8 protein-coding genes are annotated in these 21,805 nt (G+C 69.9%); 1 reads left to right on the top strand and 7 read right to left on the bottom strand.

Translation table 11 applies throughout. The features are described from left to right. Window positions 1-39: 39 nt before the first annotated feature. The 3 genes from B0E52_RS04640 to B0E52_RS04630 form a co-directional block, all read right to left on the bottom strand. Window positions 40-6,435 (bottom strand): non-ribosomal peptide synthetase, encoded by a 6,396-nt coding sequence (locus B0E52_RS04640; protein WP_168174121.1) that lies wholly within the window; start codon window positions 6,433-6,435, stop codon window positions 40-42. Then, a complete protein-coding gene (locus tag B0E52_RS04635; RefSeq protein WP_077482307.1) occupies window positions 6,432-13,601 on the bottom strand; it encodes a type I polyketide synthase in 7,170 nt (2,389 codons plus the stop codon). Before B0E52_RS04635 ends, B0E52_RS04640 begins: the two co-directional genes overlap by 4 nt. Before the next feature lie 88 nt (window positions 13,602-13,689). Next, the gene (locus tag B0E52_RS04630) at window positions 13,690-14,604 is read right to left on the bottom strand and encodes a cupin-like domain-containing protein (RefSeq protein ID WP_077482219.1); all 915 of its coding nucleotides are present in this window, start codon (window positions 14,602-14,604) and stop codon (window positions 13,690-13,692) included. Between the two features lie 173 nt (window positions 14,605-14,777). On the opposite strand from B0E52_RS04630, the gene B0E52_RS04625 reads away from it, so the two are divergent. After that, on the top strand, window positions 14,778-15,848 hold the full coding sequence (locus B0E52_RS04625; RefSeq protein ID WP_077482218.1) for a hypothetical protein: 1,071 nt from the start codon (window positions 14,778-14,780) through the stop codon (window positions 15,846-15,848). A gap of 38 nt (window positions 15,849-15,886) precedes the next feature. On the opposite strand, the gene B0E52_RS04620 is transcribed toward B0E52_RS04625, so the two are convergent. The 4 genes from B0E52_RS04620 to B0E52_RS04605 form a co-directional block, all read right to left on the bottom strand. Next, window positions 15,887-18,697, bottom strand: coding sequence for a hypothetical protein (locus B0E52_RS04620; RefSeq protein ID WP_254426703.1), 2,811 nt, complete (start codon window positions 18,695-18,697; stop codon window positions 15,887-15,889). Between the two features lie 55 nt (window positions 18,698-18,752). Then, on the bottom strand, window positions 18,753-20,126 hold the full coding sequence (locus B0E52_RS04615) for a TIGR03013 family XrtA/PEP-CTERM system glycosyltransferase (RefSeq protein ID WP_254426702.1): 1,374 nt from the start codon (window positions 20,124-20,126) through the stop codon (window positions 18,753-18,755). Window positions 20,127-20,508: 382 nt separating this feature from the next. After that, entirely contained in the window at window positions 20,509-21,561 is a 1,053-nt protein-coding gene (locus B0E52_RS04610; RefSeq protein WP_077482216.1) for an NAD-dependent epimerase/dehydratase family protein, read from the bottom strand. After that, a partial coding sequence (locus B0E52_RS04605; RefSeq protein WP_305793688.1) for a UDP binding domain-containing protein occupies window positions 21,561-21,805 on the bottom strand: 245 nt, incomplete at its 5' end. The genes B0E52_RS04605 and B0E52_RS04610, both read right to left, overlap by 1 nt.

Genomic DNA, 21,805 nt, shown 5'->3' with positions numbered 1-21,805 from the left:
GCGATGGGTGGATCGGTGTTGCCGCACGCGTGTTCCGCATCAGTGCAGGCCGAGCAGTCGCCGCAGGCGATGGCCGAACGGAACGTGCGGCCTGGCCGCGGCGGGTTCGGGCAACTGCCCGGCCAGCGCAGCGAGGGTGCTGCTGGCGATATCCAGCAGGTTCAACCGCACGCCGGTCTCGCGCTGCACGCGCGTGGCCAGCTCCACCGCCAGCAGCGAGTGCCCGCCCACGTCGAAGAAGTTGTCCTGCGACGCCACCTCGCCCACGCCGATCAGCTCGCACCACACCGCGCCCAGGTAGCGGCGGCGCGGATCGTCGTCCGCACTGCGCGGTGCGGGCTCGTCCCCGCTCGTCGTCGCGGGCAGCGGCAGTGCCTTGCGGTCGAGCTTGCCGTTCGGCGTCTGCGGGAACGCTTCCAGCCGCACGATGTGTTGCGGCCGCATGTAGCCGGGCAGCTGAGATTCCAGCACGCCGCGCAGGCGCGGCAGCAGCGTGGCCTCCGCCTCGGTGGCGGCCACGTAGAGCACCAGACGCTGGTCGCTGGCGGACAATTCGCACACCACGGCCGCGGCGTCGTTCACCGCGGTGTCCTCGCGGGCGATCGCCTCGATCTCGCCGGGTTCGATGCGGAAGCCGCGAAGCTTGATCTGGAAGTCGGCGCGGCCGAGGTGTTCGAGGGTGCCGTCGGCGCGCCAGCGGCCGCGGTCGCCGGTGCGGTAGAGCCGTGCGTCGGGTGCAGCGGAGAACGGATCGGCGACGAAGCGCTCGGCGGTGAGTTCCGGGCGGTGCAGGTAACCGATGGCCACGCCCGCGCCGCCGATCCACAGCTCGCCCGGCACGCCCAGCGGGCAGGGCTGGCGGCGCTCGTCCAGCACCCACACCGTGGTGTTCGCGATCGGCGTGCCGATGGTGATCGGCTGATCCTTTTCCAGCTTCGCGCAGGTCGACCATACCGTGCTCTCGGTGGGGCCGTACATGTTCCACAGCGCGGCGCAGCGTGCCAGCAGTGCGGTGGCCAGATCCGGCGCCAGCGCCTCGCCGCCGCACAGCGCGCGGAAGCCGGCGCCGCCTTGCCAGCCGGCCTGCAGCAGCATGCGCCAGCTGGCCGGCGTAGCCTGCATCAGCGTGATGCCGTGGTCGGCCAGCAGGGTCTTCAGCGCCTCGCCGGCCATCGCCTGCTCGCGCGAGGCCAGCACCACGCAGCCGCCCACGCCCAGCGGCCCGAGCAGTTCCAGCACCGCGATGTCGAAGGACAGCGTGGTGACCGCGAGCAGGCGGTCGTCGGCGTGCAGGCCGGGACGCTCGGCCATGCTGGCGAGGAAGTTCGCCACGGCGCGATGCGGGATCGCCACGCCCTTGGGCCGACCGGTGGAGCCGGAGGTATAGATCACGTAGGCGGTAGCCGCGGGATCGACGGACAGCGCGGGCGGCGTGACGGGCAGCGCGTCCCAGCCGGCGGGCGGTGCATCCAGTGCAATCGGCGGGCGGTCCGGCCGATCGAAGCGTGCGGCCAGCGAAGCCTGGGTGAGCAGCACCGCCAGCTTCGCATCGGCGACCATGTAGGCCAGCCGCTCGGCGGGGAAGCCGGGATCGAGCGGCACGTAGCCGGCGCCGGCCTTGAGCGTGCCGAGCAAGGCGGCGAGCATGGCGGGGCCGCGCTCCAACGCGATGCCGACGAGATCGCCGGGGCGAACGCCGTGCGCGATCAGGCCATGGGCGATGCGGTTGGCCTGCTCGTCCAGCGCGCGGTAGCTCAGTGTCTCGTCGCCGCAGCGCAGTGCGGGGCGCTCCGGTGAAGCAGACGCCTGGCGTTCGAACGCGCCGTGCATGGTCGGCACGGGAATCGCCGCGTTGGTGGCGTTCCAGGCGTGCAGCCGCGCCAGCTCGTCGGCCGGCAGCAGCGGAAGTTGCGCGATCGATTGACGCGGATCGGCCAGCGCGCCTTCCAGCAGGGTCTCGTAGCCGCGGCGGAAACGTGCGGCGGTGGACGGGTCGAAGATGTCGGCATTGAAGCCCATGCCGCCGAGCAGGCGCTGCTCCTGCTCGATGAACCACAGGCCCAGATCCTCGGTGCTGCCGCGCTGGAACACCGGCAGGTGTTCGTGCTGCACGCCGCCCCAGGTGGTGGCGCGGCCGCGCACGTCCTGGAAAGAGAACATCGCCTGCGCCAGCGGCGGCCGGCTCTCGTCGCGCGGCAAGCGCAGCGCCTTGACCAGGTGCTCGAACGGCACGTCAGGGCACGCGAAGGCGTCGAGCACCATCGTGCGCACCGCACGCAAAGTGTCGAGGAAACTGGCCTGTGGATCGATCGCCAGGCGCAGCGGCAGCGCGTTGACGAAGAAGCCCATCATCGGTTCCAGCTCCACCGCATCGCGGCCGCGCACCGGCGTGCTCACCACCAGGTCGCGCTGGCCGCCGAGCCGGTGCAGCAGTGCGAAGTAGGCCGCGAGCAGCACGATGAACGGCGTGGTGCCGGCCTGCTGCGCCAGCGCGTGCACGGCGATCAGCCGTTCGGATGGCAGCACGATCCACTCGGTGGCGCCGGCCCCGGACATGCGTGTCGGTCGCACGCGGTCGGCAGGCAGCTCCAGTGGTTCGATGCGGCCCTTGAGGCGGGACAGCCAGTGGTCGAGCTGGCGCTGCAGTTCCTCGCCCTGCATCCACTGCCGCTGCCACGCGGCGAAGTCGCCGTACTCGACCGCCAGCGGCGGCAGCGGATCGGGCTGGCCGGTGCGGAAGGCCTCGTAGAGTGCGCTCAGCTCCCGGTACAGCAGGTCGAACGACCAGCCGTCCCAGACGATGTGGTGGGTCATGAAGAAGAACACGTGTTCCTGCTCGCCCAGCCGGAACAGCCGGGCGCGGAACAGCGGCGGCGTGGCCAGGTCGAACGGTTCGGCGATCAACGCGTCCAGCCGGCGCCGCAGCCAGGCATCGCGTTCGTCTGCCGGCATGCCGGAGAGATCCTCGAGCGGCAGCTCCACCTTCAGTTCGGCGTGGATGCGCTGCATCGCGCCCGTCGCGTCCGGCTCGATCGAGGTGCGCAGCACCGGCTGGCGGCGGACCATGGTGCGCAGCGCCTGCTCGAAGGCGGCGAGATCCAGCGATCCGCTCAGGCGATGCGCCGACGGCGTGTGAAACGCCACGCCGCCGGGCCTGAGCTGTTCGAGGTACCACACGCGTTGCTGCATCAGCGACAGCGGCGCGCGTTCGCGGTCAGCCAGGCGCGCGATCTGGCGCGGCTCCTGTTTGCCGGCTGCACCTGCCGCGCGTATCGCTGCCGCCAGCCGCGCCACGGTTGGCGCTTCGAACAGGGTACGCAGCGGCAGCGCCAGACCCAGCTCGCGATTGAGGCGCGCGGTGAGTTGCGCGGCGAGCAGAGAGTGCCCGCCGTGCTCGAAGAAGTCGTCGTCCAGGCCCGGCTCCAGTCCACCCAGCACGGCCGCCATCGCCTGCGCGATCTGGCGCTCCAGTTCGTCGCGCGGCGCAGCGCGCGCGACGGCCGGCGCGGCGGCGAGCGGAGCCGGCAGGCGGGCGCGGTCGATCTTGCCGTTCGGCAGCAGCGGTAGCGCGGCCAGCACCACGAAGTGCTGCGGGAGCATGTATTCGGGCAGGTGTTCGCGCAGGTGGCCGCGCAGGGCGGCTTCGTCCACCGGCGTTTCGCTCGCCAGGTAGGCGACCAGGCGCGCGTCGCCCGGACGATCCTCGCGCACCATCACCAGCGCCTGCGTCACCGGCGGATGACCGGCCAGCTGCGCCTCGATCTCGCCGGGTTCGATGCGGAAGCCGCGGAGCTTGATCTGGAAGTCGGCGCGGCCGAGGTGTTCGAGGGTGCCGTCGGCGCGCCAGCGGCCGCGGTCGCCGGTGCGGTAGAGCCGTGCGTCGGGTGCAGCGGAGAACGGATCGGCGACGAAGCGCTCGGCGGTGAGTTCCGGGCGGTGCAGGTAACCGATGGCCACGCCCGCGCCGCCGATCCACAGCTCGCCCGGCACGCCCAGCGGGCAGGGCTGGCGGCGCTCGTCCAGCACCCACACCGTGGTGTTCGCGATCGGCGTGCCGATGGTGATCGGCTGATCCTTTTCCAGCTTCGCGCAGGTCGACCACACCGTGGTCTCGGTGGGGCCGTACATGTTCCACAGCGCGGCGCAGCGTGCCAGCAGTGCGGCCGCCAGATCCGGCGCCAGCGCCTCGCCGCCGCACAGCGCGCGGAAGCCGGCGCCGCCTTGCCAGCCGGCCTGCAGCAGCATGCGCCAGCTGGCCGGCGTAGCCTGCATCAGCGTGATGCCGTGGTCGGCCAGCAGGGTCTTCAGCGCCTCGCCGTCCATCGCCTGCTCGCGCGAGGCCAGCACCACGCAGCCGCCCACGCCCAGCGGCCCGAGCAGTTCCAGCACCGCGATGTCGAAGGACAGCGTGGTGACCGCGAGCAGGCGGTCGTCGGCGTGCAGGCCGGGACGCTCGGCCATGCTGGCGAGGAAGTTCGCCACGGCGCGATGCGGGATCGCCACGCCCTTGGGCCGACCGGTGGAGCCGGAGGTATAGATCACGTAGGCGGTAGCCGCGGGATCGACGGACAGCGCGGGCGGCGTGACGGGCAGCGCGTCCCAGCCGGCGGGCGGTGCATCCAGTGCAATCGGCGGGCGGTCCGGCCGATCGAAGCGTGCGGCCAGCGAAGCCTGGGTGAGCAGCACCGCCAGCTTCGCATCGGCGACCATGTAGGCCAGCCGCTCGGCGGGGAAGCCGGGATCGAGCGGCACGTAGCCGGCGCCGGCCTTGAGCGTGCCGAGCAAGGCGGCGAGCATGGCGGGGCCGCGCTCCAACGCGATGCCGACGAGATCGCCGGGGCGAACGCCGTGCGCGATCAGGCCATGGGCGATGCGGTTGGCCTGCTCGTCCAGCGCGCGGTAGCTCAGTGTCTCGTCGCCGCAGCGCAGTGCGGGGCGCTCCGGTGAAGCAGACGCCTGGCGTTCGAACGCGCCGTGCATGGTCGACGGGCCGCTCCATTGACGCTCGGGCGGCTGCAGTCCGGCCAGCTCGCGCTGCGCCGCTGCGTCGACCAGCGGCAAGGCGCCGAGCGGATGGTCGGGCTGCGTCACGGCGGCGCGCAGCAAGGCCTCGTAGGCGCGCAGCCAGCGACGTACGGTGGCGGCATCGAACAGGCCGCTGTTGTACTGGCATTCCAGGCGCAGGCCACCATGTTCCTGCACCGCGTTGATGAACAGTTCGAAGTTCTCGTAGCGGCGAGGCACGCTGGCGAAGTCCAGTCGCAGCCCAGGGAAGGCTTCGCCTTCCTGCTCCAGCGCCTGGTCGATGTTGAACAGCACGCTGACCAGCGGCAGGCGAGCGGGATCGCGCGCGATGTCCAACTGCTGCAGCAGGCTGCCGAAGGTGCAGCGCTGGTGCTCCAACGCATCGAGCAGCTCGCCGCCCGCCGCGCCAAGCAGCTGCGTGAACGGCAGCGCCGGATCGGCCGTGCAGCGCAGCGGCAGCAGATTGACGCCGTGGCCGACCAGGTCGCCCAGACCTTCGTTCGCCTGCGCTGCTGCGGGGATGCCGAGCACGACTTCGTCCTGCCCGGCCAGCCGGCCGAGCAAGCCGGCGAAACTGCCCAGCAAGGTGGCGAACAGGCTTGCACCGTGACGCGCGCCCAAGTGGCGCAAGGCGCCGACCAGGTCGGCGCCGAGCACATGATCCTCGCGGCCGGCAGCGAAGCTGCGCCGTGGCGGCCGCGGGCGGTCGCCCGGCAGGTCCAGCGCCGGTGGACGATGGGCGTGATGCGCTACCCACCAGGCCTCGTCGGCGGCGCGGGCGTGGCGGTCCGCCTGTCCGGCGCATTGCAAGGCGTAGTCGGCGAAGGAGGGGGCTGGCGGCAGGTTTGCGTTGCCGGCGCCGCCGCGCAACGCGTACAGCGTGCCCAGTTCGCGCAGGACCACCCACCACGACCAGCCGTCGCAGACCAGGTGGTGCGCGCTGAGCAGCAGCACGTGCTCGCCCTCGCCCAGGCGCAGCAGTTCGGCGCGGAACAGCGGTCCGGTTTCCAGGTCGAACGGCAGCAGCACGACTTGCGCGCGGCGCTCCTCCAGCGCGGCAATGCGCGTGGATGCATCGAGCGCGCCCAGGTCGGTCTGGCGCACGTCGAGCGCGACGCCGCCGGCCACGCAGAAGGTTTCGCCGTCCGGGCCGAAACTGGCGCGCAGCGCATCGTGGCGATCAACCAGCGCTTGCAGCGCGTCGAGCATGGCCGTGCGGTCCAGCGCGCCGTGCAGGTGCAGCGCGACCGCTTCGTTGTAGGCCAGCGAAGCATCCTCACCCAGTTTGGCAGCCAGCCAGATTTCGCGCTGCGCCTCGGTGCTGGGCACCACGCGTTCGAGCGCGGGGCTGGCGAACGGATCGTAGTCGACGGTCGAGAGGCCGGCATGCGCGTCCATGGGCGTGTTCATGACTCGACCTTCATGTACTTGCCTGGTTGCGCGGGGTTGGGCACGAACCAGCATGGCCGCCCGTCGGGTTCGCGGCCCAGCCGCGCGCCGGGCACGGGCGGCTTGCCCGCATCCATCACCGTCTGCGTCGGGGGGACGTTGCGCGGCAGGAAACCGGCTTCCTGCAACTCGGCCACCGATTCCTTGTAGGCCTGGGTGATCTTCTGGAAATCCGCCTCGCTGTGCGCGGTGGTGAAGAAGCAGGGGAAGTTGTCGAGGATGTGCACGCCGCGGCTGCGCATCATCGCGAACAGCAGATCCTGCAGCGGATGCTCCTCCAGGAACTGGGTCTTCCACAGCGACGCGAACTGCTTGACCGCGATCGGCGCGCCCACTTCCACGAAGAAACCGTTGAGCTCGTCGGCCATTGCCGCGGTGCGCGCATTGAGCCGTTCCTGCAGCGCGCCCCCGGCGTCGCGCACGTGCTCGAGCACCGCCTTCGCCGCGGCCAGCGCCAGAGGGTGGCGCACGAAGGTGCCGGCGAAATAAGTGACGCCCACGGTGGGGATCGAGTCGTCGCCGTACTGCCATTGGCCGCCGTCCAGCGCATCCATGTATTCACGTTTGCCTGCGATCACCCCGATCGGATAGCCGCCGCCCACGACCTTGCCGTAGGTGGCGAGGTCGGCGCGGATATCGAACAGCGCCTGGGTGCCGCCGGGATGGCTGCGGAAGCCGGTAACGATCTCGTCGAAGATGCACAAGGTGCCGCTGGCCGCGGTGATCGCACGCACCTCGCGCAGGAATTCGACCGGGCGGAAATCCGGCCGCCGGCTCTGCACCGGTTCGATCAGCACGGCGGCCAGCTCGTGCGCGCGCTCGCGGATGATTTCCAGCGACTCCGGCGTGCCGTAGTCGAGCACCAGCACGTGTTCGGCGGTGTTACGCAGGATGCCCGGCGCGGCCGGCACCGCGCGCAGCTTCTTGGTGCCGCGCACGATCACTTCGTCCACGATGCCGTGGTAGGCACCGGTGAACAGCACCACGGTCTCGCGCCCGGTCGCCGTGCGCGCGATGCGCAGCGCGCCAAGCACCGCCTCCGAGCCGGTGTTGCACAACGCGGCGCGCTCGTGCCCGGTGACTTCGCAGACCAGCTTTGCCACTTCGCCGGCCAGCGGATGCTGCGGGCCGATCTCGTAGCCGAGATCGAGCTGCCTGCGCACGGCATCCAGCACGAAATCTGGCTGCCAGCCGAACAGGCTCATGCCGAAGCCGTTCAGCGCGTCGACGTATTCGTTGCCGTCCAGGTCCCACAGGTGGGCGCCCTTGGAGCGCTCGATGACGATCTGGTAGACGATTTCCTTAAGCAGGGGACGGAACCCGTTGACCACGCGCGGGTCGGCCATGTGCGGGCGATGCGCCTGGGTGTACTCCTTCGATTTGCGCGTGCGCGCCACGTAGCGTTCGACGAAGCGGTCCAGCCGGCCTTGCTGGCGCGGCGTGAGCTCGAACTTGCCGGTGTCGATGCGCGCGATCGCGCCGAAGGCCTTCTTGACGTCGTAGCGGGTATGGGCCAGCACGGCTTCCTCGTCCACGGCCGGGGCCGCGACCGGGGCAGCCGGTGCAGGCGACGCGGCCGCTGGCGCCGGCACGGCGACCGGTGTCACCGGCGCACCGCCGAGCAGGGCCAGCTGCTGGGCCATCAGCTGCATCTGCTGCGCGATCACCTGCTGCACGTAGCCGTCCGGCGCCGCGCCGGTGATGGTAGGCAGCGCCGGCATGGCCAGCCGTGCCGGCTGCGGCAGGACGGGTGCCGTTGCCGCGGCGGCCGCCTCGGGTGGCAGCTGCGCGTCGAGCAGCGCGGCCAGCTGCGCGAAGCTGGAGCAGTCGCCCATCAATTGGCGGAAGCTCACCGGCACTGCGAAGGTCTTGGAAACCTGCAGCGCCACCTGGGTCAGCATCAGGCTGTCCAGACCCAGCTCGATGAAGTGGCTGGCGGAATCGGCGTCGGCCAGGTCGATGCCGGCGACATCCTCGAAGGTGGCCTTGAGCTGGCCGATCAGGCGCGGTTGGCGCTCCACGGACGACACGGTTGGCGCGGACATGATGGGCGTTCCTTCGTGGTACTCGGACGTTGTGGCGGGTGGCAACGATGCGTGGACGCCCGATGCCGCGGGCGCGTCGATCCAATGGCGTTGGCGTTCGAACGGATAGCTGGGCAGGCATACGCGCCGGCGCCGCGCGCGTCGGTCCAGCCGTGCGGTGTCGATGGCCGCACCCTGGCGCCACAGCTCGCCGACGGCCTGGCGCAACTGCATCAGTTCCAGCTGAGGCGCGTCGCCGAGCGAGGGCAGGGCGGCGATGCGCTGCTGGCGCAGCAGCGGCTGCTGGCGCGCCAGCGAACACAGCGTGGCGCGCGGACCCACTTCCAGCAGCACGCGGGCAGGTCTGTCGAGCACGCGTTCGAGCGCGGTGGAGAAGCGCACCGGTTCGCGCAGGTGGCGCGTCCAGTAGTCGATCGACTGCGCCGCATCGTCGCCCAACCAGTCGCCGGTCGCGGTCGACACCAGCGGGATGCGCGGCGCCTGTCGTGACACGCGCTCCACTTCGGCACGGAACGGCGCCAGCACTGGTTCCATCATCGCCGAGTGGAAGGCGTGCGAGGTGCGCAGCGGGCGGCAGGCGACACCGTCCTTCTCCAGTGCCGCCTGCAGCGCGGCGACGTCCGCATGCGGTCCGGCCACCACGCAGGCGGCCGGTGCGTTTTCCACGGCCAGCGACAGCGTCGCCGGCAGGCGCGCGAGCACGTCCTCGCGCGGTAGCTGCACCGACAGCATTGCGCCTTCCGGCTGCGCCTGCATCAGCGCGCCGCGGCGGACGACGAGACGCATCGCGTCGCGCAGCTCGAACACGCCGGCCAGGGTCGCCGCGACGAACTCGCCGACGCTATGGCCGAGCATCGCCGCCGGTTGCACGCCCAGGCTCATCCACCATTGCGCTAGCGCGTATTCCATCGTGAAGATCGCCGGCTGCATCACCGCGGTGGGCAGCAGCGCCGCGGGATCGTCGCTCCACATGCGTTCGCGCAGGTCGAAGTCCACCACCTCGCCGGCATGCGCCACGCAAGCGTCGAAAGCCTCGCGGAATGCCGACTCGGCGACATGCAGCACGCGGCCCATGCCAGGGTAGGGCGAGCCCTGCCCAGGGAACAGGAACACCACGTCGGCCGGCTGGCTGGGGTGGCTGCGCACGCTGGCGGCGGCAACTTCGGCGAGGCGCAAGGCCGCCTCGGCCGCGTCGCCGGCCACTACTGCGGCGCGATGGGCGAAGGCCTTGCGGCCGACTGCTAGCGTCCAGGCCACGTCGGCGAGGTTCTCGCCGGGTTGCGTGCCCAGGTGTGCGGCCACGCGTTCCGCCGTCGCGGCGAGCGCCGTCGGCGTGCGCGCCGACAACAGCAGCAACTGCGGCCCGTCGGCAGCATCGGAGGGTTCTTGTGCGGGGGCCTGCTCCATCACTACGTGTGCGTTGGTGCCGCCGACGCCGAACGAGCTGACGCCCGCGCGCAACGGCCCGTTGTCAGAGTGCCATTCCAGCAGGCGCGGGTTGACCATGAACGGCGAGCTGGCGAAATCGATACTCGGGTTGGGCGCGCGGAAATTCAGGGTCGGCGGGATACGTTGCTCGGCCAGCGCGAACGCCGTCTTGATCACGCCCGCCACGCCGGCGGCGATCACCATGTGGCCTACATTGCTCTTGAGCGAGCCGACGTGGCAAAAGCCGATGTCGTTCGTATTGCGCCGGAACGCGCTGACCAGCCCCTCGATCTCGATCGGATCGCCGATCGGAGTGGCCGTGCCGTGGGCTTCCACGTAACTGATGCTGCGCGCGTCGACGCCGGCGTCCGCCTGCGCCATGGCGATCACCGCGGCCTGCCCCGCGCTGCTCGGCGCCATGAAGCTGGCCTTGCCGCCGCCGTCGTTGTTCACCGCGCTGCCGCGGATCAGCGCATAGACCGGATCGCCGTCGGCGATCGCATCGGACAGCCGCTTGAGCAGGACCACCGCGGCGCCGTCGCTGAACACCGTGCCCCGCGCGTCCGCGTCGAAACTGCGCGTGTGCCCGTCCGGCGAAAGCATGGTGCCTTCCTGGGCGAGATAGCCGCTGCGCGGCGGGCAGGTGATCGACGCGCCGCCGGCCAGCGCCATCGTGCAACGACCGGTGCGCAAGGCGTCGAAGGCCTGGCAGATCGCCACCAGCGACGTCGAGCAAGCGGTGTTCACGCTGACCGCCGGGCCGGTCAGATCGAGTTTGTGCGCGACGCGGGTGGCCAGGAAATCCTTTTCGTTGGCCAGCATCACCTGGAACGCGCCGAGCTTGTCGACCAGGTCCGGCCGCGCACTGAGATGACGCTGGAAATAAGTGGCGTGGTACATGCCGCCGAACACGCCGACCGGTCCCGTGTGCGTTCCCGGCGCATGGCCCGCGCGCTCCAGGCATTCCCAGCACAGTTCGAGGAAGATCCGCTGCTGCGGGTCCATCAGCTCCGCCTCGCGCGGCGGGATGCCGAAGAACGCGGCGTCGAAGTTCTCCACGCCGTCGACGATGCCGCGCGCGGCCACATAGGACGGGTCGTCGCGCTCCGCGCGCGTGATGCCCGGGTCGAGTTCGTCGGCGCCGAAGAAGGTGATCGATTCCTGGCCTTCGCACAGGTTGCGCCAGAACGCCTCGACGTTGTCCGCGCCGGGGAAGCGTCCGGCCATCGCGATGATCGCGATCGGCTCGGCACCGACGCCGTGCCCGCCGTGCGGCAGGCCGGACGCGGTGGGCGCGGTCCGCGTGTTTCCTGCCATCGCCTGCGCCAGCGCCGCCGGCGTGGGGTTCTGGAAGAACATCGGTATGGTCAGTTCGCGCGGCGCCAGCTCGCCGAGCCGGGTGACCGCGCGCACGGCGGACAGCGAATCGCCGCCCAGCTCGAAGAAGTTGTCGTCGCGGCCCACGCGGTCCAGTCCGAGCAGTTCGCCGAACACGGCGCATGCCTGCTGCTCCAGAGGGCCGACGGGTTCCACGTACGGCACGGCAAGTTCGGGCCGGCGGGAATCCGGCGCGGGCAGCGCGCGACGGTCGAGCTTGCCGTTGGTGGTCAGCGGCAGCGCATCGAGCTGCACATAGCATGCCGGCACCATGAACTCGGGCAGGCTGGTGCCGAGGTAGCCGCGCAGCGCCTGCGCAGTGGTCTCGACGCCGTTGCCTACGTAATAGGCGACCAGGCGCTTGCGGCCGGGCTGGTCTTCACGCGCCTGCACGGCGCAGGCGCCGATCGCGCGGTGACGCGCCAGGACTGCCTCGATCTCGCCAGTCTCGATGCGGTAGCCGCGTATCTTGACCTGGCCATCGATGCGGCCGACGAATTCGATGGCGCCGTCCGGCAGGTAGCGCACCAGATCGCCGGTGCGATACAGGCGTTCGCCCGCGGCGCCGAATGGATCGGGCACGAAACGTTCGGCGCTCAGTTCGGGACGCCGCAGGTAGCCGCGCGCGACGCCGGCCCCGCCCACGAACAATTCGCCGACGACGCCGGTAGGCAGCAGCTCCATGCGCCGGTTCAGCACATAGAGCCGCGTGTCAGCGATGGGCCGCCCGATCGGAATCGTGCGCGCGTCGGCTGCGAGGTCGCGCGGTATGCGATGGGTGGTGGTGAATGTCGTGCATTCGGTCGGGCCGTACGGATGGACGATGGTCGTGCCGGGCAGCGCATCCAGCGCCCGGCGCACGTGCCGTACGGAGACCTTCTCGCCGCCGGTGAACAGTTCACGCAGCCCGGTCAGGTGCCGGGGGTCGACATCCACGATGGCATTGAACAGCGCCGTGGTGAGGAAGGCCGTGCTGACGTTGTGCCGCGTTATGCTGCGGGCGAGGCCGCTGCCGGTTGGTACTGCTTCGTCGTGCACGATGACGCAACCGCCATTGAGCAGGGCGCCCCAGATCTCCAGCGTGGAGGCATCGAAGCCCAGCGGCGCTGCGTGCAACAGCCGTGTGTCGAGCCCCAGATCGATGTATTCGACGTCACGTACCAGGCGGATGATGGAACGGTGCCGGATCTCGACGCCCTTCGGCGTGCCGGTCGATCCGGAGGTGTACATCACGTAGGCCAGTGCTTCGCCGTCCAGTTCGATGGCGATGGGATCGCCAGGCGGCCGTTCCCCGGCGGCAACGGAGACGCGCACGATCGAATCGGCAAGCGGTAGCGCCCGCCCGATGCGCGGCGTCACTACGATGCGTACTTCGGCGTCGTCCAGCATGAAGGCCACGCGCTCTGCCGGATAGGCCATGTCGAGCGGCAGATAGGCTGCGTCCGCTTTCAGCACGCCGAGGATGGCGACCACCGCGTCGACCGAGCGATCCAGCATCACGCCCACGATCGTGCCGCGCACCACACCGGCGCCGCGCAGGCGCAAGGCCAGTCCCTCCGCGAGCCGATCCAGCTGCGCGTAGGTCAGGCTGCGCTGGTCGTCGACGACCGCGACCCGGTCCGCGTGATCCTTGGCGACGGCGGCGAACAGGCCGTGCACCGTGTCCCCGGCATGCCGCGGCATGTCCGTCGCGTTCCATTCGACCAGCAGCCGGTGGCGTTCGGCCGGGTCGAGGATGTCGATCGATTCCAGTGCGCAGTCTTCCGCCGATCCGAATGCCGCTAGCGTGCGTTTCACGCAGCCGGCCAGCAGGTCGACGGATGTCCCGTCCGGCGATCCGCGGAAATCGACGTGCAACTGCGCGTCGTCCGACAGGCGCAGTTGCCACGCCAGCTGCACCGACACTTCGCCGCAAGCTGGCATCGCCTTGCCGTCATGGGCGAGCCATGCGCTGTCCGCCGGCGCACCTGCCGGGTCACCGAGCGTATGCGCGCAGGTTTCGAGCCATGCATCACGCGATCCCGCTCGCGGCACCTCGATGGAGCCCTGCGTGACGCCGGTTGCGTCCAGTGCCGTCGCAAGCACGACATCCACCCCCGTCAGGCGCGATTCGACCAGCGCCAGGGCCGCGCTCAACAGTTGCGCCGGGCCGAGCGGCCATCGGCGCATGGCTCCGGCCAGCGCGCCGGCGAGTGCGGAATCCAGCGGATACTGCCGGTGCCGCCATACGTCATCCGCGCCATCGGCCTGGCTGGGCAGCACGTCGAGCAAATCCATGTTTTGCGTATCGCCGAGCGTCATATCTGCATACTCATCGAACTTGCCCTGTGCGCCTGCCGGCGATCGAGGCGGCCAGCCGGCCTGCTCAATCGTCCGAGGCATAGGGCGCTCCATCGAAACGGACAGGCCGGCCCAGCCGATGGCGCGCGTACCTGCGCGCGCCATCCGCGGCATGCGCTGCGACATGCAGCCACGCATCGAAGCGGGGACGCCGACCGACCGGAGGCAAGTCGATCCCCAGGCCGTGAATCCGGTCGTGCACGACGTGCAGCAACACGTTGCGACGCGATGCCTGGGTGTTGTAACTGAGGCTCAGCGTCGTCGACGGCTCGTCGCTGGTCTCGACCATGTGCGGGCTGGTCAGCGGCATGTACACGCCCATGCCGGGCTGCAGGTGGAATACATGTGCGCGGGCGCGGAATTCCTCGTGCCACTCGACCAAGGCAAGCTCGTGATGGCCGTGGAACCAGTCGCGCGCGCGGTCGCTCACCACCGTGACGTCGTCGGGGTCCCATACGTAGACGGTCTTGCTGCCGCGTATCTGCAGCAGGATGCCGTGGTTGCGGTCGATGTGGAACGGCGTGACCGTGTGTGGCGAGGACACGAAGATCCAGCCGGCCCGGTAGCACATGCCGGGGTCCTTGTGTTCCACCTGCGGTTTGATTTCATCGAGCACGGAATCGACGAGCTCACGGTAGGTCGGATCGCCCTGCACATGGCGAAGCAACATCCATGCCTTGGCGTGGTCGATGTCCTTCAGGGTTTCCTGCGCGGACTTGCGGTTCGGGTTCGTGCTGCCCGCCTTGCTGAAATTGGTGCCGGCGGTGACGTCGTTGCTGAACGAGTAGAGCTGCGCCGCGCGTTCGAGGCGCCGGCCGAACTCCACCAGCCGGTCGGGCTGCAGCAGCGGGTGTTCCATCAGCCGGTGTCGCACTGGCTGGACGTGCCACGGATCGAACGTGGCCCAGTCGATGTCTATGCAAGCCGCGCGCTGGTTCATGGCCGTGCCCCTGTCGCGCCATTGCCGCTGTCGTCGCCTGTGCGTCGGATCGTCCGGTGCTTCCCTACTGCATGCCGATGGCGGCCCTCGGCGTGGCGATTTCGTCTTGTATGCGAGACAGGCGTCGCACAGAATCCGCTGGCACCGCCCTCAGCAACCCGAAGGCCTTGGATATGCACGATCTCGTTCCCGACGATCGCTACGAAGTGGTCGAAGGCCAGCTCGAACGGGATCGCGATACCGTCATCGGCCTCTGGCGCGACCATATCGGCTGGCGGGACCAGCTCGGCCGCATGTACGACGTGTTCTATCTGAACTGCCCGTTCGGACGTCCGCTGCTGCGGCTGCTGCGCCATCGCGCCAGTGGCGAGATCGTGGGCACCGTCGGCGCCGGTCCGCGGCCGATGCTCTGGCAGGGGCGCGAGTCGCTGGTCGCCTGCGCCAGCCATTTCGTCGTGCTGCCCGGACACCGCTCGCTCAAGCCGGCGATGGGATTGATCCGTGCGGTGGCGCTCGCCAGCCAGGAGCATTTCGCGTTCGGCTATGCGATGACCAACTTGCAGGGTGGTGCAGTCGGCAAACGCGCCGGCTATGCCGTGGCCGGCCAGTTGCTGCGCCATGTGAAGCCGCTGCGTTACCGCGGCTATGCGTCGCGCGTGTTGCCGGGTCCGCTGGGCCGTGCCGGCGGCACGCTGCTGGATGGCGTGCTCGCGGCAGGCCGCCGGCTGCGCATCCCGGCCCGACGGTCCGGCCTGCACGTGGCTTGGAACGACGCCGTCGATCCCCGCATGCAGGCGCTGTGGGAGCAGTCCGAACATGGCGAGGGCCTGTGCACGGTGCGCAGCACGCGGATGCTCGAGTGGCGCTTCCTCGGCCTGCCTGCGGTACGCCGCCGCTTCCTGCTGGTCGCCCCGGCGCCGGGCGCGCCGTTGCTGGCATGGTTCGCCTGCGAGACCAATGTGCGCGCACCGGGGTTCATGACCGTGACCGACGCCTGGTTCGCCGGCGGCGTGCGCGCGGCCGATCGCCGTGCGATCCGCGAGCTGTGCCGGATGGGCTACGCGGCCGGCTACGACGCGATCGAGCTGCGCCTGACCGCTACCCGGTCCGTGCTCGATGCGTGGCGCGCCGAGGGTTTCGTCACGCGCGGGCAGCAGCCGTTCTTCGTGCACGGCATGGACGCGAGCCGCGACGGCGACATCAGCATCGGCCTGCACATCACCGACATCGAGCAGGATGGTTGAAGGGCGCTTGCGCACGGTCGGCATCTCCACCGCTGCACTCATCCCGTATACGGCCTGGGATAGCCGGGTACCGGCAGGTTGGACACCGGTGGCGGCCGCAGTGTCGGCTGCTGCACGCTGCCGCCGCTCACCGTGAAACTGAGCACGCCGTGAGCGCTGCTCATGATGGAGCCGCCAGGAGTCACCGTGATGGTCTGCTGGTTGCCGTTGGTCGCGACGTTCACGGTGTAGCCGGTCGACGGCGCCAGGTCGGTGATCACGTGCAGCGCGGCGAGGTTGTCGACGGTGTAGCCGATCGTGCCGCTCAGCGGCGTGCCGGCCGCGCCCGTGCTGCTGACCACCACCGCGCTGCCGTCCGATGCTGCCAGCTGCACGCCGAGGATGCCGCCCTGGGCGACGATCACCGGCTTCGCGCCGGCCACCGTGGATGACGCGGTGGACAGGTCGAACACGGTCAGCCACTGCTGGGCGGCGCCCGCGACCGGCGAGCGCACCTGCACCTGCCAGGCCTTGGTCGGATTGCTGGACGGATACATCGCCATGGTGGACAGCGTGGCGTTCTGCGGCAGCACGGTGGTCATCGCGCCGGCGTAGCTGCCGCCATAGGTGACGTCGAGGCGGTTGCCGCCGGCACTGGTGGTGCTGGCGGTCGGGTTCGCCGGGAAATGCCAGGCCAGGTACTGGTCGTAGCTCGCGCTGCCCGCCGTGGTGCGGTCGTAGACCACGAAGCGGCTGGGCCGCACGTACACGATCTCGCGCGACCAGTTGGTCACGGCCGGCCCGGCGGCAAAGCTGCGGTACATGTCCTGCAGGCCGGTCGCCAGCACGTAGACGTAGCTGCTGCCGTCCTCGAACGCGGCCACCTTGGTGCTGGCCTGGTTGCTTTCGGTGGTGCTGGCGAACTGGCCGTACTGCTCGGCCGGTGCGCCGTTGCTCAGGTTGCGCACGTAGAAGATGTTGTAGATCTGGCGGTTGCCCGAGTAGACGTTGCCGCTGCTGAAGCTGCCGAAGTTGTCGTTGTAGACCAGGTTCTCGTCGGCGGTGCCGTTGGGGTTGTGCACCAGCCAGCCGGTGGCGTTGAGCAGCAGCGGCGTGCCGCCGCGCACCAGGGCCAGGCTGCCCTGGTCGAAGTATTCCTCGCCCTGCCCGGGGTTGTTCGCGTAGGGCGCGGCGCGGAAGGACATCCAGGCGGCACTGTTGCCCCAGTCCGAGCGCGCCGCCACCGCGCCCAGGCCCGGCGCGAGATACGACAGCGGCAAGCCGCTCACCGGCGCCGTCGTGCCGGCCGGGTCCAGCGAAAGGAAGCGCAGCCACTCGTCCGCGTAACCGTAGCCGTTGGTGGCCGCGTCCACGTCGGCCAGGTACTGGCGGAAGATCGCGGTGTGCGGCGAGCCCCAGTAGCCGAGTGCGCCGAGCAGTTGCTGGAACAGACCCACCTGGGTCGTGCCTGGCGGCTGGCTGTCGGAGTTCGAATGGTTGGTGTCGCGGTCGTCGAAATAGGTGCGCGAGGGCCAGGTGAAATGCATCGCGTACTCGGCGCTGTCCGTCGGGTAGCTGTACGGTGCGCTGGCGTGCACCAGGTCCTGGCCGGTGGCGGTTTTCACCTCGCGCATGGGCAAGGTCATGTTGAGGATGCCCAGCGGCGCGTAGTTGGCGTAACCCTCCGGCCAGCCGCCGCCCAGCAGGTGCAGCTGGTAGTAAGGCTGCACGCGCTTGGCGAACTGGTTGTTCAGCCAGTCGTCCCATTCCGCCGGCCCCAAGGGGTTCTCGTCGTAGGTGGCCAGCGCGATGGCGGCCTTGGCGTGGAAGTAGCCCGCGTAGTAGTTGCTCTGCGGATGCGCGTACTCGAAATCGGCGCAGCCGTTCGGCGCCTCCCAGGCGGTGATCCAGGCGTTCGCGGTGGTGTAGACCTGCGTGCGCTGGGTCGGCGTGAGCAGGTCCCAGACCCAGTCGTAGCCCAGGCCCATGCCCACGCCGTAGAAGCGCATGCCGTAGCCGCTGTCGGTGCAGGGCAGCTGGCCCTGGCTGCCGGAGGCGGACATCTTCATCAGGATGTCCACGGCCTTGGCGCCATAGCTGGCGGCCGCCGAGGCGTTGCTGGTCTTGAGCACCTGGTAGCACATGCCCTCAGCCAGCAGCGCGGGTACGTAGTCGCTGCCCTGGTAGCCTTGGCCGAGGTTGGGCAGGTTCGGGTAGGCGTTGCCCGAGGGATATTCGACCGTGCCGCCGATGTAGGAATCGCACTTGGCCTTCAACGCCGTCCATTGCGGGTTGGAGGAGGTGGCCCGCTGGCGCAGCGCGGCCAGCGTGGTGCCGTCCAGGATCAGGCGCGGATGCGGTGCCAGCGTCACGGCGGCCAGCGCCCGCACCCCGAAGGCGGCCGGCGTGGGCGCGGAAGCGGGCGCGCCGTGCGCAGGCGTCGTCGCCTGGGCATCCACCAGGGCCAGCACGTGCGCGGGCTTGCACGGGTCGGCATCGGCCTCGCAGGGCAGGTCCTGGTGCATCCATGCCAAGCTGTCCGACGACAGCTGCACGGCGGCTTCGGCATCCGGCGTGGCTCGCGCCGCTTGCACCACCGGCGCGGCGGGTGCGGGCTGCGCGGATGCCTTTGCGACGGGAGTCGGTGCGGGGGAGACGCCTGGTTCCGCTGTCCCGACCGAGGCGGGCGTCGCCGCCGGGCTGGCAAGCAGGGGCGCGACGCGTTCGTTGCGGATGCGCACGATCGTCTGCGCCATCACCACCGCTGCCAGCAGGGCCGCGGCTGCGGCCAGCACTGCGCGCCAGCGCCGCTGGCGACGGCGGGGCGGGGCGGAAGTGCCCGGGTGACTCGGCAAGCTTCGGCTCGGCATGGCGAATCCTCGGATCAGATGGGCCCGCCAGGCCGTTCCCGGCGGAGGCTCCCGGTCAGCGCGCACCGCGACGGAACAACACCACCTCGACCGTCTGGATCAGTATCAGCAGGTCGAACAGCAGGTTGTTGTTCTTGACGTAATAGAGGTCGTACTTGAGTTTCTCGGCGGCGTCGTCCTCCGACGCGCCGTAGGGGTAGCGCAGCTGCGCCCAGCCGGCCAGGCCGGGTTTGAGGCAGTGGCGCAGGTTGTAGTAGCTGATTTTCTGCGCGAGGTCGGCGACGAATTGCGGCCGCTCGGGCCGCGGGCCGATGAAACTCATCTCGCCCTTCAGCACGTTCCACAGCTGCGGCAGCTCGTCCAACCGCACCTTGCGGATGAAGCGGCCGACGCGGGTCACGCGGTCGTCGTTCTTGGCCGCCCAGCGCGCCACGCCGTCGTGTTCGGCGTCCGTGCGCATGCTGCGGAACTTGATCAGCCAGAAGGTGCGGCCGCGCACGCCCACGCGTTCCTGGCGGTACAGGATGGGCTGGTCCGGGCCGGATTCGAAGCGGATCGCCAGCATCGTCAGCAGCATCAGCGGCCAGGTCAGCGCCAGCACCAGCAGCGCCGCCGCGAGGTCGAAGCAGCGCTTGCTGAGCCGGCGCATCGGGGAGGCGTAGAAGCCGCCGGAGTAGACCAGCCAGGAGGGATACGTCAACGCCAGCTGCACGCGGCCGGATTCGCGCTCGAAGAAGGTGGTGAGGTCGGTCACCTCGATGCCCAGCTGCCGGCATTCGAGCAGCTCGTCCATCATCAGGCTGCCGCGGCGATCGTCGACGCCGACCACGATCTCGTCGATGCCGTGCCGTTCGGCCCAGACGTCCAGCGGCGCATCGGGCGTGACCAGTAGGTCCACGGGTACGTCGACGGCCTCGCCCGGACGGGGCACGAAGCCGACCACCACGAAGCCGCGCCGGTCGGAGCGACGGCGCATGCGGTTGTGGATCTGCGACGCGCGCGTGCCGCCGCCGAGCACCAGGATGCGCCGTTTGAACGCCTCCACTTCGACCAGCTGCAGGAACGCCGCGCGGAACGCGGTGACTGCCACGAAGCCGAACGCCAGCGCGATGCCCAGCACGCCGCGGCCCACGTAGGCCTTCGGCAGCACGTAATAGGCCACGACCAGACCCAGGCCGCCAAGCGTGAAGCCGACCGCCTGGCGTGCCAGCAAGCCGAACCAGGTCGCGCGCATGTGCGCCTGGTACTGGCCCATCGCCGCCAAGCCAAGCATCAACACCCACGCGAACATCAACGAACGCGCGGGCAGGTGGCTCAGTTCGTCGATGCTGCCAAAGCGTATCCAGATGGCGATGCTCAGCGACGCGCAAAGCAAAAGCATTTCGGCCACGGCGAGCAGAAGCAGCCAGCGCGTGGACTGTCGGTGCATGAAGCGCAACATCCCTCTTCCCCCTTCCCCGGCATCCAGTGCCGGTGGGATGGAGAGAGTAACAACGCGGCGAGCCGCTGTCCATAGCACCTATGTGAGCATCACGCAATATGTGTTTTGCGAAATAAATCACAAAAATGAAAAGAACATCCGGCGGATTGACCGCGCCGCTGGAACCCGCTTGCGGCTGCCGCGTGGCGGGACCGAGGCACTGCACAGGCGGGACGCGTCATGACGGGCACTGCAAAAACGCCTCACCCGCCGGGCTCGGCGGGCGAGGGGTGAATCAGCAGCGGCAAGGGGTGCCTGCGCGCGGCGTGCGTGTGGCACCGGTGTTGGACCCGCCCCGGCGGGTGCCGGGCGGGTACCGGTTGCCGCCGGCTCAGGCGGTGGTCTGCTGCGCGATGAAGCCCAGATACCACGGCATTGCCTCGCCCAGACCCTGGACCAGGGTGTGGGTGGGCGCGTAGCCCAGCCGCGTGGCCGCGCGGCTGATGTCGGCCAGCGAATGGCGCACGTCGCCCGCACGGAACTCGCGGTGCACCGGCGGCAGGCCGTAACGCACGCGCTCGGCCGCGAGCTGCTGCACCAGGCCGTCGAACAGCTGGTTGAGACTGGTGCGCTGGCCCACCGCCACGTTGTAGACCAGGTCGCGGTGCTCGTCGGCGGCCAGCGCCGCCAGCAGGTTGGCCTGCACCGCGTTGGCCACGTGGCAGAAGTCGCGGGTGGTCTCGCCGTCGCCGTTGATGAACACTTCTTCGCCGCGGATCATGGTGGCGATCCACTGCGGGATCACCGCCGCGTAGGCGCCCTCCGGATCCTGCCGTCGGCCGAACACGTTGAAGTAGCGCAGGCCGATGGCCTTGAAGCCGTAGCAGCGCGCGAACACCTCGGCGTAGATTTCGTCGAACAGCTTGGTCGCGGCGTAGGGCGACAGCGCGCGGCCGATCCGGTCCTCGACCTTGGGCAGGCTGGGTTCGTCGCCATAGGTGGAGCTGGAGGCGGCGTAGCTGAAGCTGGCCACGCCGGCATCGCGCGCGGCCACCAGCATGTTGATGAAGCCGGTGGCGTTCGCCGCGTGGGTGGCCAGCGGATCCTCGATCGAACGCGGCACCGAGCCCAGCGCGGCCTGGTGCAGCACATGGCGCACGCCGGCGCAGGCGGCACGGCAGTCGTCGATCTCGCGGATGTCGCCCTCGATGAAGCGGAAGCGCGACCACGCTTCCGGGCCGACCAGGCGCTCCACCTCGTCGAGGTTGCGCCGGTGGCCGGTGGCGAAGTTGTCCAGGCCCACCACGCTCTGGCCCAGGCCCAGCAGGGCCTCGACCAGGTTGGAGCCGATGAAGCCGGCCGCGCCGGTAACCAGCCAGGCGCCGGTTTCGGCGCGCACGCGCGATTGCAGGTCCGGTGGCAGCAGAGTGTCGAGCGTCGTCATCACAGTCTCCCGTCCACCGCTTCGCGCGGCAGCACGTACTTCACGTCGTAGACCACGCACGCTGGCTTGCCGTAGGCGCGCACGCCATCGGCGCCCAGCGCCACGAACTGCTTGTGGCCCACCGCCACGATCACCGCGTCGTAGGCGCCCGTTGGCGGCTCGGCCAGCGGCACGAGGCCGTATTCGTGCTCGGCCTCGGCGGCGTTTACCCACGGATCGTGCACGTCGACCTGCGCGTTGTAGC

Source organism: Rhodanobacter sp. C06 (assembly GCF_002001105.1).
In the GTDB taxonomy this organism is placed as follows: Bacteria; Pseudomonadota; Gammaproteobacteria; order Xanthomonadales; family Rhodanobacteraceae; genus Rhodanobacter_A.
This window is presented reverse-complemented; position numbering and strand designations above follow the sequence as displayed.

Coding starts and splice junctions, on each gene's coding strand:
- B0E52_RS04640 (WP_168174121.1), bottom strand. CDS start 6,435: ATGAACACGCCCATGGACGCGCATGCCGGCCTCTCGACCGTCGACTAC.
- B0E52_RS04635 (WP_077482307.1), bottom strand. CDS start 13,601: ATGGATTTGCTCGACGTGCTGCCCAGCCAGGCCGATGGCGCGGATGAC.
- B0E52_RS04630 (WP_077482219.1), bottom strand. CDS start 14,604: ATGAACCAGCGCGCGGCTTGCATAGACATCGACTGGGCCACGTTCGAT.
- B0E52_RS04625 (WP_077482218.1), top strand. CDS start 14,778: ATGCACGATCTCGTTCCCGACGATCGCTACGAAGTGGTCGAAGGCCAG.
- B0E52_RS04620 (WP_254426703.1), bottom strand. CDS start 18,697: ATGCCGAGCCGAAGCTTGCCGAGTCACCCGGGCACTTCCGCCCCGCCC.
- B0E52_RS04615 (WP_254426702.1), bottom strand. CDS start 20,126: ATGCACCGACAGTCCACGCGCTGGCTGCTTCTGCTCGCCGTGGCCGAA.
- B0E52_RS04610 (WP_077482216.1), bottom strand. CDS start 21,561: ATGACGACGCTCGACACTCTGCTGCCACCGGACCTGCAATCGCGCGTG.